Source organism: Deltaproteobacteria bacterium, assembly GCA_013151235.1.
GTDB lineage: Bacteria > CG2-30-53-67 > CG2-30-53-67 > CG2-30-53-67 > CG2-30-53-67 > JAADIO01.
Window position 1 is genome coordinate 18,962 of the sequence record JAADIO010000001.1, and the last position, 15,932, is coordinate 34,893.

General features: G+C 55.1%; 14 protein-coding genes and 1 tRNA gene. 6 read left to right on the top strand and 9 right to left on the bottom strand.

Translation table 11 applies throughout. From position 1 onward, the window contains the following. Positions 1–32 precede the first annotated feature (32 nt). From GXP58_00080 to GXP58_00100, 5 genes are all read left to right on the top strand, one after another. Positions 33–536 carry a cytochrome c3 family protein gene (locus GXP58_00080; GenBank protein NOY52007.1) on the top strand — a complete coding sequence of 168 codons (504 nt, stop codon included), beginning with the start codon at positions 33–35 and terminating at the stop codon, positions 534–536. 21 nt (positions 537–557) lie between these two features. Next, the gene (locus tag GXP58_00085; protein NOY52008.1) at positions 558–3,041 is read left to right on the top strand and encodes a molybdopterin-dependent oxidoreductase; all 2,484 of its coding nucleotides are present in this window, start codon (positions 558–560) and stop codon (positions 3,039–3,041) included. Positions 3,042–3,072: 31 nt separating this feature from the next. Beyond that, positions 3,073–3,756: a 4Fe-4S dicluster domain-containing protein gene (locus GXP58_00090; protein NOY52009.1), complete on the top strand. Its 684-nt coding sequence runs from the start codon at positions 3,073–3,075 to the stop codon at positions 3,754–3,756. A 1-nt stretch (position 3,757) separates the two neighbouring features. Further along, positions 3,758–5,152 (top strand): polysulfide reductase NrfD, encoded by a 1,395-nt coding sequence (gene nrfD / locus GXP58_00095; protein ID NOY52010.1) that lies wholly within the window; start codon positions 3,758–3,760, stop codon positions 5,150–5,152. An 80-nt stretch (positions 5,153–5,232) separates the two neighbouring features. Next, positions 5,233–6,429, top strand: a complete 1,197-nt coding sequence (locus GXP58_00100; GenBank protein ID NOY52011.1) for a c-type cytochrome — start codon at positions 5,233–5,235, stop codon at positions 6,427–6,429. Positions 6,430–6,513: 84 nt separating this feature from the next. On the opposite strand, the gene GXP58_00105 is transcribed toward GXP58_00100, so the two are convergent. From GXP58_00105 to GXP58_00115, 3 genes are read right to left on the bottom strand one after another with little or no spacing between them, the layout of a single operon-like run. Beyond that, positions 6,514–9,165, bottom strand: coding sequence for a CxxxxCH/CxxCH domain-containing protein (locus GXP58_00105; protein ID NOY52012.1), 2,652 nt, complete (start codon positions 9,163–9,165; stop codon positions 6,514–6,516). After that, a complete protein-coding gene (locus tag GXP58_00110; GenBank protein ID NOY52013.1) occupies positions 9,162–9,602 on the bottom strand; it encodes a cytochrome C in 441 nt (146 codons plus the stop codon). The genes GXP58_00105 and GXP58_00110 overlap by 4 nt, the downstream gene beginning before the upstream one ends. Continuing rightward, positions 9,599–10,996 (bottom strand): hypothetical protein, encoded by a 1,398-nt coding sequence (locus GXP58_00115; GenBank protein ID NOY52014.1) that lies wholly within the window; start codon positions 10,994–10,996, stop codon positions 9,599–9,601. The genes GXP58_00110 and GXP58_00115 overlap by 4 nt, the downstream gene beginning before the upstream one ends. 728 nt (positions 10,997–11,724) lie before the next feature. Between GXP58_00115 and GXP58_00120 the strand changes: the two genes are divergently transcribed. Continuing rightward, on the top strand, positions 11,725–11,895 hold the full coding sequence (locus tag GXP58_00120; protein NOY52015.1) for a hypothetical protein: 171 nt from the start codon (positions 11,725–11,727) through the stop codon (positions 11,893–11,895). A 44-nt stretch (positions 11,896–11,939) separates the two neighbouring features. Here the strand turns inward: GXP58_00120 and GXP58_00125 are convergent, their stop codons facing one another. From GXP58_00125 to GXP58_00150, 6 genes are all read right to left on the bottom strand, one after another. Beyond that, complete coding sequence (locus GXP58_00125; protein NOY52016.1) at positions 11,940–12,668, bottom strand: cytochrome c biogenesis protein CcdA; 729 nt, start codon at positions 12,666–12,668, stop codon at positions 11,940–11,942. A 48-nt stretch (positions 12,669–12,716) separates the two neighbouring features. Continuing rightward, positions 12,717–13,460 carry a hypothetical protein gene (locus tag GXP58_00130; protein ID NOY52017.1) on the bottom strand — a complete coding sequence of 248 codons (744 nt, stop codon included), beginning with the start codon at positions 13,458–13,460 and terminating at the stop codon, positions 12,717–12,719. Positions 13,461–13,475: 15 nt separating this feature from the next. Next, a complete protein-coding gene (locus GXP58_00135; GenBank protein NOY52018.1) occupies positions 13,476–14,918 on the bottom strand; it encodes a menaquinone biosynthesis decarboxylase in 1,443 nt (480 codons plus the stop codon). A 46-nt stretch (positions 14,919–14,964) separates the two neighbouring features. Then, positions 14,965–15,039, bottom strand: a tRNA-Thr gene (locus GXP58_00140). 240 nt (positions 15,040–15,279) lie between these two features. After that, on the bottom strand, positions 15,280–15,492 hold the full coding sequence (locus GXP58_00145; GenBank protein NOY52019.1) for a BrnA antitoxin family protein: 213 nt from the start codon (positions 15,490–15,492) through the stop codon (positions 15,280–15,282). Then, on the bottom strand, positions 15,489–15,782 hold the full coding sequence (locus GXP58_00150) for a BrnT family toxin (protein NOY52020.1): 294 nt from the start codon (positions 15,780–15,782) through the stop codon (positions 15,489–15,491). Before GXP58_00150 ends, GXP58_00145 begins: the two co-directional genes overlap by 4 nt. Between the last annotated feature and the right edge of the window lie 150 nt (positions 15,783–15,932).

The window sequence follows — 15,932 nt, forward strand, 5'->3', positions numbered from 1 at the left end:
GCCACCAAGGACTTTCAGGCAAGGAGCCCTGCATGATGGACAAAATATGGATGGTCAACGCCCCGGTTTTCTTCTCCCTCTCCTTCCTGCTTCTCTTCTCTGCGAAGGGATACGCCGTAGAACAGCCGATTCAGTTCAATCATTACAAGCACACTCAGGAACTGGAACTGGAATGCGTGATGTGTCACATCGGTGTTCGAAACCGGGTTCGGGCGACGCTCCCTAGTGTCGAGATCTGCATCGGTTGTCATGAGGAAGCCGTGACCGACAGTCCCGAGGAGGAAAAAATCCGGGAATACGATTCACGAGGGGAAGAAATCCCCTGGCAGCGGCTCTTCCGGGTTCCCCCCCACGTTTTCTTTTCGCATCGCCGCCATGTTACGGTTGCCGGACTCGACTGCACGAAATGTCACGGAGATATGGCCATGCGCAAAACACCCCCTCGAAAAGCACCGATGCGAATTTCCATGAGCTATTGCCTCTCCTGTCACCGGCAGTTGAAGGCCAGTACGGATTGCGTTTCCTGCCATCGTTGATCAAGCGAGGGAAGAATAATTATGAAAAGAAGAAAATTTATCAAGCTTTTAGGCGGTTCCACCACCTTCGCCCTGGCGTATGGATACGGTCTGTTTCCTCCCCCGAAAGGATTCGGGAAGGCGGAAGCACTCAAGATAGGGGAAGAGGATCTGTCTCTGCGTCCCCCTGAAGAGAAATGGGTTCCCACCGTCTGCCGACAATGTCAGGGCGGTTGCGGCATCCTGGTCAGGGTCATCGGCAACCGGGCCGTAAAGATCGACGGCAATCCCCTCCACCCGATCAACCGGGGAAGGCTCTGCGCCCGGGGGCAGTCCGGTCTGCAGTTCCTCTATGACCCGGATCGGATTCGGGGTCCCCTCATCCGGAAGGGTGAACGGGGAGAAGACCGATGGGAATCCGTCTCCTGGGACAAGGCACTGACAACCCTGCAGAAAAAATTAAAAATTTTGAGGAACAAGAAACGGCCGGAGTCTCTCGTGATGCTTTCCGGCATTCGGCAGGGACTGGCAGGAAAAGCAACTTCCCGTTTCATGGAAGCTTACGGTTCTCCCAACCTGATTACCAGCCGGCCGGATCTCTCCAGGGGTTTCATCCCGGCGGTTGAACTCATGCAGGGGGCCGGGGCCGGCATCACCTATGATATCGAAAATGCAAACTACATCCTCTCCTTCAACAGCGGGCTCCTCGAAGATCATTGGTCTCCCGTGCAGATTTACCAGGCCTATGGAAAATTCCGAAGAGAACGAAAGGGGGTTCGCGGCAAACTGGTCCAGGTGGAGCCAAGACTCTCCGTCACCGCGGCCAAGGCCGATCAGTGGATCCCGGTCAAGCCCGGAACGGAAGGGGTTCTGGCCATGGGGATCGCGTCCGTCCTGATCATCGAAAGACGCTACGATGAATCCTTTCTCCGGAACAGGACCTTCGGCTTTGAGGACTGGGCGGATTCGGAAGGAACGATCCATCCGGGATTCAAAACCCTCGTGATCCAGGAATATCCACTGGATCAGGTAGAAAAAACAACGGGGGTTCCCAGGGATACGATCGTCCGGATCGCCCGTGAATTTGCCGATCACGGTCCGGCGCTCGCCATCGGGAACGACGCCTTCGGCGTGGGCAATCCGGGGCTTTATAACCGAATGGCGATCCACGCCCTGAATGCCCTGGCCGGCAACATCCAGAAGGACGGCGGCATCCGTTCCAATGCGAAGCAACCGGATCTCTCCTTGCCTCCACAGACCCCGGACGCCGTCGCCCGGCAGGGGCTTTCAAAACCGAGGATCGACGGCGCCGGTACCGGTCGTGATTCCCTGACCGCCGATCTTCCGGAAAATATCCCGGATCGAATCCTGGAGCATACACCCTACCCCGTTGAGATTCTCCTTCTTCATCACGCAAACGCCCTCTACGACAGCACGGAACCGGACAAACTACAGGCCGCTCTTAAAGAGGTCCCCTTCATCGCGAGCTTCTCTTCCTTCCTGGATGAGACCACCCGATACGCCGATCTGATCCTGCCCGACTCCATCTACCTGGAAAAATGGGATCTGGATGCGACCTACACGCTCAAGGGGAATCCGGTGGTCAACCTGAGCCGCCCCGTCCTTCCACCCGTATTCAACACGCGCGACACCGTCGAAGTTCTTGCGGCTCTCTCCAGGAAGCTGGGTGGGAGTCCCGCCGAGGCCTTTCCCGCCTCCCATCCGGAAGGGATCATTCAGGCCGCCGTCAGGAAGCTGCATCGTACCGGTCAGGGCGAACCTTTCGGAGCCCCCTTGGAAGAACTCTGGACAAAATTACTGGAACAGAGTGGATGGAAGGTCCGGAACAGGGAGACTTTCGACAACTTCTGGTCAAAACTTCGGGAACGGGGCGGCTGGTGGGACCCCGTCTACTATCCCTATGAATGGCGCCGGGTCTTCAGTACGCCCTCCGGCCGTTTTGAATTCTTCAGTCTGACGGTCAAGAAGTATCTCGAAGGCCTCGGGGCCACGGAAAGGGACCTTGCCCTGAATGCAATGCCGCAGACAGCAAACATGAAACGTGCCGATGCCGGCGCGCTACCCCACGGAAATACCGAAAAACCGGGGAGAAACGAAGAACGCTACCCTTTCGAGATCCATCCCTATGTCATCCCGATCCTCAGCCATCTGCATCATACCAATGAACCCTGGCTGCAGGACATTACCGGCTTCCATCTCTATCAGAGCTGGCATACCTGGGTGGAAATCAACCCGAAGGATGCGCACGAACAGGGCATCGGGAACGGGGAGTGGGTCACCGTAGAGTCTTCCCGGGGAAAGATCCGGGCCCGGGCACGCCTCTTTGAAGGAGTAATGCCCCACGTCATCAATCTCCCCGTGGGCCTGGGCCACGAAGCAGGCGGACGGTGGACGGCGGGGATCGGAGAAAATGTCCCCCGGCTCCTGCAAACAAAACGGGAACCGGTAACGGGAAAAACTCGATACGCCCGGTCCCGTGCACGGCTGATCCGTAACCCGACCTGAAAGAACAGTGTAATGGAGGAAGGAGAAGAAGATGCCGAAATGGGGCATGGTCATTGACCTGGACAAATGTACGGCCTGTCAGGCCTGTGTCGTCGCCTGTCAGGCGGAGAATAATATCCCGAATGCAAACCCGGAAACCGCTGCCAAAGGACGCAACATCCACTGGATGGAGATGATCCCCTTTATCGAGGGAGAATTTCCCCACACCAAAATGCGGCTCCTCCCCCTCCCCTGCATGCACTGTGAGAACGCCCCCTGCACCAAGGTCTGCCCGGTCGGAGCCACCCAGATCAGTTCGGAAGGTATTGTAGGACAGATTTACCCCCGGTGCATCGGATGCCGCTACTGCACCACCGCCTGCCCTTATACCGTAAAATCTTTCAACTGGTTCAACCCGACCTGGCCGAAAGGGATGGAGCGGTATCTCAACCCCGATGTCTCGGTTCGTTACGATGGTGTTGTGGAGAAATGTACCTTCTGCTCCCATCGTCTGCAGAAGGCCCGGGATCAGGCCCGATTTGAGGGAAGAGAACTGGGGCCGGATGATTACATTCCCGCCTGTGTACAGACCTGCCCGGCCGAGGCGATGTATTTCGGTGATCTCGACAACCCCAAATCAGTCGTCTCCATTCTTGCAAGAAGTAAACGTTCTTTCCGCCTGATGGAAGACTTGGGGACCCGTCCAAAAGTCATCTATTTAAGCGAAGGAGTCTGAAATGGATCTGGCAAAGGTCTTGGAACAGGATGAAGAGATCCTCCTGAAACCGATTCAGGAATCCCACAGGAACTTTTACATTACGGTTGTGCTCCTCTCCGCCGTCGTGGCCTGGTCCTTGGTCGCCTATTTCCACCAGTTGCGCAACGGCCTGGGCGTCACGGGGTTGAACCGGCCTGTCTACTGGGGGTTCTATATCACGAACTTTGTTTTCTTTATCGGGATCAGCCATGCAGGGACCCTGATCTCCGCCATTCTCCGGATTGCACGGGCGGAGTGGCGCCGTGCGATCACACGTTCCGCCGAGGTAATTACCGTCATGGTCATCTTCTTCGGCGTCGCCAGCATTCTGATGGACCTGGGTCGCCCCGACCGGGTCCTCTACATCATCAAGTTCGGACGTTTTCAATCCCCTCTTCTCTGGGACGTCACCAGTATCACGATCTATCTGACCGGCAGCACCGTTTATCTCTATCTTCCCCTGATCCCCGACATCGCCCTGATGCGGGACAAAGTGAAAAAACGGAAATGGTTTTACTCCGTCCTTGCCCTCGGCTGGAGGGGGACACCCAAGCAGTGGCACCGCCTGGAGAAGGCCATTGCCGTTATGGCTATTCTCGTCATTCCCGTTGCCGTCTCCGTCCATACCGTGGTCTCCTACGTCTTTGGGATGACCGTCCAGCCGATGTGGCATTCCGCGATCTTCGGCCCTTACTTCGTCGTCGGTGCAATCTATTCCGGCATTGCCGCTCTGATTGTCGCCATGGCCTTAATCCGATGGGTCTATCACCTGGAGAACTATCTCAAAGATATTCACTTCCAGAATCTGGGAATTCTCCTTTTCGTCATGACCCTGCTCTGGACTTATTTCACCTTCTGCGAGTATCTGACAACCTTCTATGGAGCCGAACCTGCACACATGCAGGTCTTCTGGTCGAAGTTCACCGGGGAATACCGGCATGAGTTCTGGGGAATGGTTGTTTGCTGTTTCGTGATCCCCGTCATCTTCCTGAGCAACCGGAAGATGCGGACCATGACGGGAATGGTCTTCGCCTCCCTCGCGATTACCGTCGGAATGTGGCTGGAACGGTTCATTATCGTCGTGCCGACCCTGGCCAACCCCCGACTCCCCTACGAACGGGGAATCTACCACCCCAGTTGGGTCGAACTCTCTCTGCTCGCCGGCTGTTTTGCGGCCTTTATTCTCTGCTATGTACTCTTTACCAAGTTCTTTCCCATCGTCTCCGTCTGGGAAATTCAGGAAGGACGCAAGCATGCCGTATCGGAAGTGGCGGCCCGTGTCAGGACCTATCTTCCGGGCAACCCGACCCCGGACAAAACGGATGCCGGCACCCCCGCCATCCCCAAGGTGGAACCCTTGATCGGGGATTCATGAAGCATACGCTGATCAACAAGGAGGTGAGCGTTATGAAACAAAAAGCAACGACTCAAACGCAAAGGAACATTCGATCAAGCTTGTCCTTTCTCCTTCTGTTTCTCTTCTGTGGAGAATTCTTTTTCATCCCCACAGTCGTAAACGCCGTTGAACGGGATGTCTCCTTCGTCTTCCCTGATGATGCCGGCCGCGGCTGGAAACTGTTCCTTTCCAAAAACTGTATTCACTGCCATGCCATCTGGGGACAGGGAGACGGGACCATCGGTCCCGACTTGGGACGGATCCATATCAGCCTCCTCTCGGAGGGGCAGCTCGCCACGAATATCGTGAACCACCTTCCCACCATGTGGGAAAAGATGCAGGAAGAAAGTATCCGTTACGAAAAGATCAATAAAAAGGAAATGGGGAATCTTTTCTCTTTCCTCTACTTTATCCGCTATGTTGATGAACCGGGCGACCCGGTACAGGGAAAAGCGCTGCTCACGGCCAGGAATTGCACTACCTGCCACTCCATCCTCGGGAAAGGCGGATCGATCGGACCGGACCTGACGCGATGGGGAGTCTATATCAACCCGATCGTCTGGGCACAGAAAATGTGGGTTCACGCCCCCCGAATGGAAGAAGAGATGCGAAAGAAGAATCTGCCCTGGCCGATTCTGAATGCCAAAGACATGGTCAACCTTGTCGCCTATATCCAAAGCATCAGCGGCAAGATCCAGGAAGAATATCACCTGGAGCCGGGCGCCCCCGTGGAAGGAAGAAAATTATTCAAGACAAAGGCCTGCATCGAGTGCCACGCCATCGAGGGGAAAGGAAAACATGTGGGACCCGATTTCGGGAAGATCAAATTTCCCCGGACCCTGGCCGGCATGGCGGCCCTCATGTGGAACCATTCTCCGGAGATGATGAAAATGATGAAGATCCGCCGGATCCCCCGGAAGGATATCCGTCCCCAGGAAATGGCCGACATCATTGCCTATCTTTTTGCCGTCCGATATTTTGACCCCCCGGGGAATCCTTCCCGCGGCGAAAAGGTCTTTGAAGAAAAAAACTGCGTCATCTGCCATACCGTCGGCGCCGGTGGACGGGCCGGAACGATCGGTCCCAATTTGGCCCGGTTACCGAAGATCTCGGTGATCAGTCTGACACAGTCCATTTGGAATCACGGTCCGCAGATGATGAAGAAGATGCGGGATTACGGATTTTCCTGGCCGGTACTCCACGGTACGGACATCAACGACATCGTTGCTTATCTGCAGTCGGTACACGTAAGATAGGCCATCCGACCCGATTTCCGTCATCCGGAATTCAAAACGCCCCCAAAAGGGGGCGTTTTCGTTTGCGCACTGTGCGGAGCAAGATCACCTCGCTTGATGACAGACGTTGCATTCCGCACTGACCGTATAGCGGTAAGGAGACCCCCAGGTGACCGATGTCTGGTTCTGATGGCAGGCAACGTTGGTGCAGGTTTTCGTAGCAGGATCGAAGGAAGCGGTACTTAGATCCTGGGGGGTCTTCAGGGTCACCGGATCCGGCGTAAACACCACGTCTTTTGTGCCGTTGACATGCTTGGCCTTGTTGAATATATCGACATTCTCGAAGGTCGTCTCCCCCTGTGCATCCTGGGTCCATGGAGCCTCATCCCGTACCGTATCGTAATGACAGGTCCGACACTGAAGTGGGCCGAATCCCATATTCCAGGCATGAAGGCTGACGTCACCGTTTTGATCACGCCATCCGTGACTGTCACCGGCACCGGCGGAATCGACGGACGCATCATTGATGATCGGGAAACCGTGACAGCCGTTGCAGCCGAACTGATCCACCCCCCATTGCGGGGTGCGGTAACGGCGGGTCTGAACAACGAGACTCTGCCAGGTCGGATCGTAGATCAATGGATAGATGATATTCCCGTCAACAACGGTCGGTTCCGGCACGGCGTCCGTCGTCGTCGTCACGGTTTCGCTGTGACAATAGACATTGCTGCAGGTCCCTTTCGTGTAGGTCAGGGGGATCCGGCCTCCATCATCGACAAAGACCTGAGTCCCCGGCGTGTAGGTCGCAGTCTTCGGGTTCTTCGCCTTGAGAGAGCCCGCCGGTGCATTCGGGCTATAAAGTTCAATCTCCGCCGAACCTCCGCCACTGTTTGCGACACCGTCCATATGTTTCAGGATATCCATGGGGTGGCAGTTCCCGCAGTTCATCAGGTAGACCGATGACTGGGAGATCACATCCTGTGCGATCTTCGTGCTTCCGTAAACCGCCTGGTCCACGCTCCCCCCGAAATGAATCAGGTGGGTCCCCGTCTTCGGCGGAACCTCGTGGCAGGTGCCGCACTGAGGCTTCATTCCCTTGTCATGGGGATGACAGGCCATACAGTTCGCCCCGTCGTTATGCCCGACATAGTTCCCGTTAGAATCGAGGTCACCCGGCGCCTGTCCGTCATTGCGGTGATGATTGGTCCGGGTATGACAGATCTCGCAGATGTTCTCATCATGGGGCGCCCCGTCGGCGAAGGAGTCGGTCCCCGATGAAGCAGTGAGCGTGACCGTTCCCGTGAGGGTTTGGCCCGTCACGGTATTGTCATAGGAAATGTTCCGCCGGAGCAGTTTCCCGTAGGAGGTGCCGAAAGCCCGGTTCTGCTCCTGGGTATGGGGATCGTGACAGGTCACACAATTCTTTGTGCCCATGTCCCAATTACCATACTTCGTCCCCACGACCTTCGAGGAATGGGTCTTGACAACCGGAGCAGAGCCAAAACCGTAGGGGAAAGCGTCGGGATAGGCCGCCTTCATAACGCCATTCAACGGGTCGGTGTCGTCCGGGTCGGAATGGCACCGCTGACACTTGTAACGCTGGTCATTGAAGAAATTGTTCCGGTCGTGGCACTTCCCGCAGAGGAGTGCCGCATTATCGGAACGGATCGTGTCGTCGGGATTCTTCAACGGGGCGATATGAGGTGGATCGTACGGATGACAGGAGATCCCGTTCCGGTCGGGGGTATTGCACCCGACCTTGGCGATGCCGCCCAGAAGATCCGCTCCGTGGCACTTCGTACAATCCTGCGCGTCGGCAAGATAGCTCGGGCCGTGACTCCCCCCCTTGTCGGCAACATTGACCCATCCTTCCGGATGTCCGGTCTTGACCTCGGGTTTGAATCCTCCGTCATGGGTATGGCAATCGGTACAGGGCCGGTCGGCGCCATGTTCAATCGGTTTACCATCGATGTCCAGGTCACCCGGCCCGCTCCCATCGTTGCGATGATGAATCGTCCGGGTATGACAAACCTCGCAGATCGATTTCCCCGACGGGACCGACTCCCCCGTTAACGGTGTATCGGTCAGATCGTTCACCTGGACCTCACCGCCGACGGTTTCGCCGGTCACATTGTTTGTATAGGTGATATCCTCGCGGAGGAGTTTCCCGAAATGCGTTCCCTTTGCCCGGTCCTGTTCCTGGGAATGGGGGTTATGACAGGTCACACAGTCGATGTGCCAGTTGCCATATTCCGTCCCGACATTCTCCGAAGAGTGACTCTCCACGACCGGGGCCGTACCGAACCCGTAAGGAAACGGTTCAGGATAGGCTTCCTTCATGACCCCGTTCAAGGGATCGCTGTGATCAGACGGATCGGAATGGCATCGCTGACACTTGAACCGCTGCTGATTGAAGAAGTCCTTCAGGTCATGGCACTTCCCGCAGAGGAGCCTCGCATTGTCGGAACGGACCGTACCGTCGGAATTGATCAGGGTCTCAAGATGAGGCGGGTCGTTGGGATGGCAGGTAATCCCGTTGCGGCTCGCCGTACTGCAGCTCACCTTGGCAAGCCCCCCCGTCAGTGCATCCCCGTGACATTTCGTGCATTGATCCGGGTCCTTTTCATAATGCTTTCCATGGACCTGCACCCAGTTCGAAGGGTGATCCGCACCTTCGGGACTGAAGACGCTCCCCGAATTCGGGCTACTACAGGCGGACATAAAAAGGAACAAACAGAGGAGAGCGAGTCGCTTCATTTGTGGCATGCCTTACACCTCTCGTTGTTGTTGCGGCCATGACATTTGAGACAGGGCGCCGGGTTAATCCGGCCGTCGATCCGGTGCTGTGTCAGGTAATCCCCCCGATGAGGGAGGAAACGATTCGGTTTATCCTTGAACTTGTCGCTCGGTTTGATTTCTTCCTTGTTGGCATGGCAATCCTCGCAGAAGGATTCCTTGTGACAAAGGTCGCAGATCCGCTTCTGCTGCACGGCGTAGTATTTATGCCGCATGTCCCAATCGGAGGTGTGACTGAAAGAAGCCCGAAAATCCTCATGACATTCGCTGCACATCGGCGGTTGCGTAAACTGTATCGGGTGCTCCCTGAGGATACTGTCCATGGTTGCACAGGCATAAAGTCCTCCCGAAAAGAGGACCATAAAAATGAGCGTCAATTTCAGGGTCGTCCGGTTCATTCCGTCTTCTCCTTTGTTGAATCGTCCGCCCCGGAATCCGCGGAACCGTTGTCCTTTTTCCATGGGAAGGGAAACGTCCATGCCGGCAGATGAATATCCGACAATGCAAGCTTTGGCATTTTCATCTTCGGCATCTTCACCGGGGAGATATCGAAATTATGGATATACTTCACAAAGAGGCGGAGATCCGTGGAATAGGTCGGATTATCCCCATATTCGATATTCGCGGAGACGCGGCTGTTCTCTCCCAAGGCGTATCCACCGACGACCGAGAAAGAGAAAGCGTTGGAGTCACCGTTGATCGAGGCATCATAGTGGACGTTGAAAAGATCGAGGGTGACATCCGCCTTGTCGTATTTCTTGAAAGCGTAGACACGGAATTCATAGTAACGCCGGGCATCGCTCTGCCCGTCCATCCTGTAAAGAGAACAGCCGCCCCCCATTTCATCCTCGGACTGCCAAGTCAGTCCCGCCCCATAGTAGTTCGCATTGTCGGTCACACTGTAGTTGTAGTTTCGCAGGAGCGCAGTCAAAACCAGGTCGTCCCGGAGAGTGTATTCCCCCCGGAGACCGAGTTCCAGCATCTTCTCGTCGGGATCGAGGACACCGAGGCCCATATCGAAGACCCCGGTGGTATGGGTGTCGACATCGGCAAAATAGTTCTTGTAATCGACGTCATCGAACTCCCCGATAAGCCGGAGTTCATCGAGAGGCACATAAGTGACCGTGTAGGAATGCTCCATCCATCCCGTGGTCTCCCCGTTGTAGGTCGACCGGCCGAAGACTTCAACTTTCTCCATGGGATGGACATGAAGATCGAGTCCCTCCTCCGTACGGAAATCGCTCCCGTTGTTTCGCTCCTTCAGGTAGGAAATTCCCACTTGGTACAGCCCCGGCTGCCGCCGGTAGACGCGGGCCCCGAATATCCTGTCGGAGCTTCGCGTATCGAAATCGGTCTCCACGGGGACCCCCCCGTAAGCCGCCGCGCCGAAACCGTGGAGAAAATCACTCCGAGCATAAAGACCGTCAACGCTTTCCGAAGCCACCCCTTCGTAGACCGGGACACGGCCAAAGTCAACAACGGTATTCGCCGTATCCCGGTGCAAGTCGACGTAGGCATACTGCAGGTCGAGATTCGCATTCCGCTCATCGAAACTCTTCTGATTGTTCAGGTCACGTCGGGCCCAGCCGCCGAAGTGGAAGGAATACTCATCTTTCGCGAAATCATTGAGGGAAAAGTCGAGATATTCAAAGAGAGGGAGATAGGTGTCACCATCGTAAGACTCCCGGCCCTGAAAATAGGTCCTGGAACTGCCGGTCATGTCAACGGCGAACAACGGCGCCGGCACACAGAACAAAACCATCAGCAGCACGATCGTGCCTTCTTTGATCATATCGCCTCCTTGAATTTATAGAAGGGCTCACAACAGGACCTCAACGCAGCCCCGCCTCTCAATTATCTATTGCAGAAAATAACAGAATCTTTTGTCGGGGGAAACAACGAAGGGAAAATGGCAAACAGGCTGAGCCTACCCCCCCCTCCGTTGCGTGGGTCAACATACGTCATCAGAGAAAGGATTGCAAGGAAAATTTCAGGACGTATCCAGTCACGACAACAAAGATTCCGGCTGTGGCTTTTTTTTTCGGTTTGACACCGCTTTTGGTTAATGCTACATTTTGCCACATGGTGAATTATGATTAAAGAACGAATCAAAGGAGATGTTCCATGTTGTCCCTGACCGAAAAATGCATTGAGAAATTCAAGGAGATTCTGGAGGAGAGGAATACCGCCGACCAGGGGATCCGACTCTTCACCGCCCCCGGGGGCTGAGGCCCCTCTCTGGCGATGGATATTGCCAAGGACGCCCGTGACGGCGACCAAACTGTACCCTTCGGAGACCTAAAGGTCTTTCTGACCCCCGAGGCCAATGTCATGCTCATGAACTCCACCATTGATTTTTCAGAGACCCTCGGTTTTTCAATTACCGGAACACCGAAAAATTCCTGTTGCTGACAATAAAATTTGACGGTGATAACAAAGTGATCGTCTTTGATGCAGCGTGGACGGCGCCTCCTCTGCATCTTCTCGCCCCCCCATTGAGGACGCCGGACAGCCGATGACATGATCAAAGGCGGCGACCCGGCGCCCCCCCCAATGGTCCACAAAGCCCTCGAATGGGTCCGCCGTTCCATGGAAAAGACCGGCCGTTACCGTGAAGATCGGAAACAGTTACGGAAGATTCTTAAATTTTCCCCTGAGATTCTGTGTCATGCGGACCGATCCAATGATTAAGCGGGCAAAGAAGGATGAACCGTGAGGAGGTTAATTTTCCTGTTTTAACCGAGTCTCGAAAGTGACGGGAAAAGGTTCATGATCCAGCCGGAGAGGATCCCGAGACGGTTGGTCAGGATCAGGACCCCGATGATCATCAGAAGCCCCCCCGACGCGATCTCCACAACCTTGAAGTGTCTTTTCACACGTTCAAAAAAGTTCAGGAACCAACCGGTGGCCAGGCCGGTCAACAGGAAAGGAAGGCCCAGCCCCAAGGCGTAGACCGACAGAAGCAGCACCCCGAAGGAAACACTCTCCTGCGTCCCCGCCATCGAGAGGATCCCCGCCAGGATCGGGCCGATACAGGGAGTCCATCCGAAGGCGAAGGCGATCCCCATGAGAAAGGCCTGGAGATAGGAACTTTTCCCGGTTTTCAGATGGAGCCGTTTTTCGTAATTCAAAAACCCGATCCGGTAAATCCCCATCGTGTGAAGGCCGAACACAATGAGAAGAAGTCCGGCCGCCTTGCGCAGAAGCCCCATCTGACTGCCGATAAGGCGGCCGAAGAAGGTCGCCGATGCCCCCAGGAGGACAAAGACAAGGGAAAATCCGGCCACAAAGAGCAGCGAGCTTAAAAAGACACCGGAGAGAATCGGGGCGGATTTCTCCTTCTCCACTAGTTTCTCCACGGAGACGCCTGAGATAAAAGAGATGTAGGCCGGAACGAGAGGAAGGACGCAGGGGGAAACAAAGGAGAGCAACCCGCCCAAGAAAGCGAAGAGTACCTGATCCACAAGAAACCTCCTGACAAAAACCGTCCCGCCGGAAAACCGGACGGAGAATTACGGAGCGGGCTGCACGCCGGGGAAGACCTTGACAACCTCCTTCACCGCCGCCCGCGCAAGTTCTTCCGCCGTCTGCCAGCGGAAGCGGATCCTGGAAGGATGGAAAAACCGCTGCGGTTCCTCGTTCAGCGGCCGCTGCGTTTCATCATAATCAACGCTGAAAATTTCCCGGCCGTCTTTGACCCGGTACAAAACCAGGCGGAAGGAAATGGAAGCCGGTTCCACCACCGAATAGCGCCCCCCCCGCCGTTCACGTACCCTCAGCACCTCGCCCACGACCAGGACATCGGCACCGAGTTCCCTGCCGAACCTCTTGATGAAGGTCAGATTCCTGTAGCGTTCCGGCGGGACTTTTTCCACGGCAAGCCGGAGATGAACCTTCTCGGGAGAGATCACCCTGTAGGGAGCCACCTTGCGCAGGTCTTCATACAGATAGGAGGAGATCCGTTCCCCCGCTTCGCGGAAATTACGGTGTTCCGCAACCGGCCTGCCGCAAAAGGAACAGAGCAGATCCTCCTTTTGCCGGTCAGCCTTCGCGATCGGCGGCGCGATCATCGGAAGCACGGCGATTGAACGGATCTCCGTCTTCTTCAGTTCGGGGGACCGCCGGACCTGCATATACCGTGGGAGCTCCACTCCCTTCATCAATTCCCGGACCATCCGGCAGGAGGGGATCAGCAAAAGAAAAAGCAGACCGGCCAGGACCCCGCCCAGGACCGTCATCCCTGATAATCTTCTCATCACCACCGCCTCCGGTTACAGACCGTATTCTTTCCACCGCTTTGTCACAAGATCCCGGATCTCCCCGCTCATGACGATATCGCCGGGCCACTCCCGCAGGTGCCCTTCGGAAGGCCATTTCTTCGTCGCGTCGATACCGATCTTGGCGCCGTACCTGGGAAGGGGTGATGAATGATCGAGCGCATCGAGCGGACCTTCCACCACCTCTACATCCCGTTTCCAGTCGACGTTGTTCCCCAGCCTCCAGAGGACCTCGGAGGTGTCCTGGACGTTCACCTGGGCATCGACAATCACGATCATCTTGGTGAACATCATCTGCCCGGTCCCCCAGACGGCGTGCATCACCTTCCTGGCATGACCGGGATAACGCTTGTCGATGGAGAGAAAGGCGATGTTATGAAAGATCCCCTCCAGGGGGAGGTTCATATCGACCACTTCCGGAAGCTGCTTCTTCAGGAGGGGAAGAAAGATCCGCTCCGTCGCCTTGCCGAGGAAACAGTCCTCCATCGGGGGCTTTCCGACGATCGTCGCAGGATAGAGCGGCTCCCGCCTCCGTGTGATGCAGGTCAGGTGAAAAACCGGATAGGCCTCGGCCAGTGAATAATAACCGGTATGGTCACCGAAAGGCCCCTCGGTCCGGGTCTCGCCGGGATCGACATACCCCTCGAGAACGATCTCGGCATGGGCCGGGACCTTGAGGTCGACCGTCTCGCAGGGGACCATCTCCACCGGTTCCCCCCGCAGAAACCCGGCGAAGAGCATCTCGTCGAAATCATCGGGAAGCGGCGCCGTCGCCGAATAGATCACCGCCGGATCCGCGCCGAGAGCCACCGCCACGGGAAGCCGTTTCCCCCGGCGCTGCGAATCCTGGTAATGTTTCGAGCCGTGCTTGTGGATGTGCCAGTGCATCCCCGTGGTCTGCTCATCATAAACATGCATCCGGTACATCCCGCAGTTCGTGTTGCCCGTAACCGGGTTTCTGGTGAAGACCAGCGGCAATGTAATGAATCTGCCGCCATCCCCGGGCCAGCACTGGAGGATCGGAAGGTCGGCGAGGGAAGGATGATCCTTCTCGATCACCTCCTTCACGGGGCCGGTTTTGACCGTCTTGGGGATGAAGTTGGCCAGCCGTTTCAGCTTCGGCAACTGCTTCAGCTTACCGATGAGATTGAGAGGGATCTCCGGTTCAATGATTTCGAGTATCCGGACGGCGATTGAATCCAGCGAGTCGACATCGAGCGCAAGGCAGATCCGCTCCATGCTCCCGAAGGCATTGATCAGAAGGGGCCAGGGAGAACCCTTGACCTTCTCGAAAAAGAGCGCCGGTCCGCCGGACTTGGAGACCCGGTCGGTGATCTCGGTAATCTCCAGGACCGGGTCGACCTCAACGGATATCCGTTTCAGAAGGGACCGTTCTTCCAGTATCCGAACAAATTCCCGAAGGTCCCTGTAGGCCATGTTGAATGAAGTCCTGATCGAAGGGATCAAAAGCGGAAAAAGGTCATGGAGCCGCTGAGAGGAATCGAACCTCCAACCTACGCATTACGAATGCGTTGCTCTACCGTTGAGCTACAGCGGCACACAGAACCTTCCAACAAAATGAATGCATGTTTTTACCATTTTTCGGATAAACAGTCAAGATTTTCAAGCCGGGGAGTTCCGGCGGAATCCCGGTTGAAGGAAGGCGATACGTGTATAAAATAGGGACAGCGACCATTATTTGCCTTTTCGGGGCCTGCCCCTCCCCTTCGCCATCAAGTCTCGGAGAAAACAGGGACCCTCCGTCAAATGCGACCCCAAGCGTTAACTAAGTCTTTCATTATGATGCCCACTTTAATTTTAATTTTTTTTGGGAATGCGCGCAATCCTGCAGGTATAAGTTTATGAGATTCTGATAGGGAACACCTGTTTCCTCGGAAAGCTTCTTGAAATAGTCGATAACATCAATCCCCAGGCGAAGTGTTACTTGCTTCTTAAGATATTTCGCATAAGGATTCTTTCTTGATTTTGAAAAATCGTATTCTTTTCTCATGATAAAAAACTCCCGTATTGTTTCTGTTCATTCCGGGTCGCCTTGCGGGCGGAAATGATTCTAATAATCATGTCATCTTGGCGATAACAATGGCATACAACAAGTAGCCTTAATCCGGAGCTTATTCCAAGGAGAATGAATCGCTCCTCATCAGTTGAATGCTCTGTGTCAAAAATCATTCTCGCATTTGGATCGGAAAAAACGGTTTTAGCCTCTTCAAAAGATATTTCATGTTTTTCAAGATTCTCCTTTGCCTTCTTTTTATCCCAAACAAACGATATTGAATTCATATTTCTATTATAATTATATTATCATTATAAGTCAAGGTTTGGAGGGAAAATAGGAGGGGAAATAGGGACAGCGACCATTATTTACCTTTTCGGGGTCTGCCCCTCCCCTTCGACATTAAGTCTCGACCAACGATCTTTCCTATCTTCCGA

Excerpts from the sequence above, each read along its gene's own strand:
- GXP58_00080 (NOY52007.1), top strand. The coding sequence starts at position 33 with ATGATGGACAAAATATGGATGGTCAACGCCCCGGTTTTCTTCTCCCTC.
- GXP58_00085 (NOY52008.1), top strand. The coding sequence starts at position 558 with ATGAAAAGAAGAAAATTTATCAAGCTTTTAGGCGGTTCCACCACCTTC.
- GXP58_00090 (NOY52009.1), top strand. The coding sequence starts at position 3,073 with ATGCCGAAATGGGGCATGGTCATTGACCTGGACAAATGTACGGCCTGT.
- nrfD (NOY52010.1), top strand. The coding sequence starts at position 3,758 with ATGGATCTGGCAAAGGTCTTGGAACAGGATGAAGAGATCCTCCTGAAA.
- GXP58_00105 (NOY52012.1), bottom strand. The coding sequence starts at position 9,165 with ATGAAGCGACTCGCTCTCCTCTGTTTGTTCCTTTTTATGTCCGCCTGT.
- GXP58_00110 (NOY52013.1), bottom strand. The coding sequence starts at position 9,602 with ATGAACCGGACGACCCTGAAATTGACGCTCATTTTTATGGTCCTCTTT.
- GXP58_00115 (NOY52014.1), bottom strand. The coding sequence starts at position 10,996 with ATGATCAAAGAAGGCACGATCGTGCTGCTGATGGTTTTGTTCTGTGTG.
- GXP58_00120 (NOY52015.1), top strand. The coding sequence starts at position 11,725 with ATGATCAAAGGCGGCGACCCGGCGCCCCCCCCAATGGTCCACAAAGCC.
- GXP58_00130 (NOY52017.1), bottom strand. The coding sequence starts at position 13,460 with ATGAGAAGATTATCAGGGATGACGGTCCTGGGCGGGGTCCTGGCCGGT.
- GXP58_00135 (NOY52018.1), bottom strand. The coding sequence starts at position 14,918 with ATGGCCTACAGGGACCTTCGGGAATTTGTTCGGATACTGGAAGAACGG.
- GXP58_00145 (NOY52019.1), bottom strand. The coding sequence starts at position 15,492 with ATGAGAAAAGAATACGATTTTTCAAAATCAAGAAAGAATCCTTATGCG.
- GXP58_00150 (NOY52020.1), bottom strand. The coding sequence starts at position 15,782 with ATGAATTCAATATCGTTTGTTTGGGATAAAAAGAAGGCAAAGGAGAAT.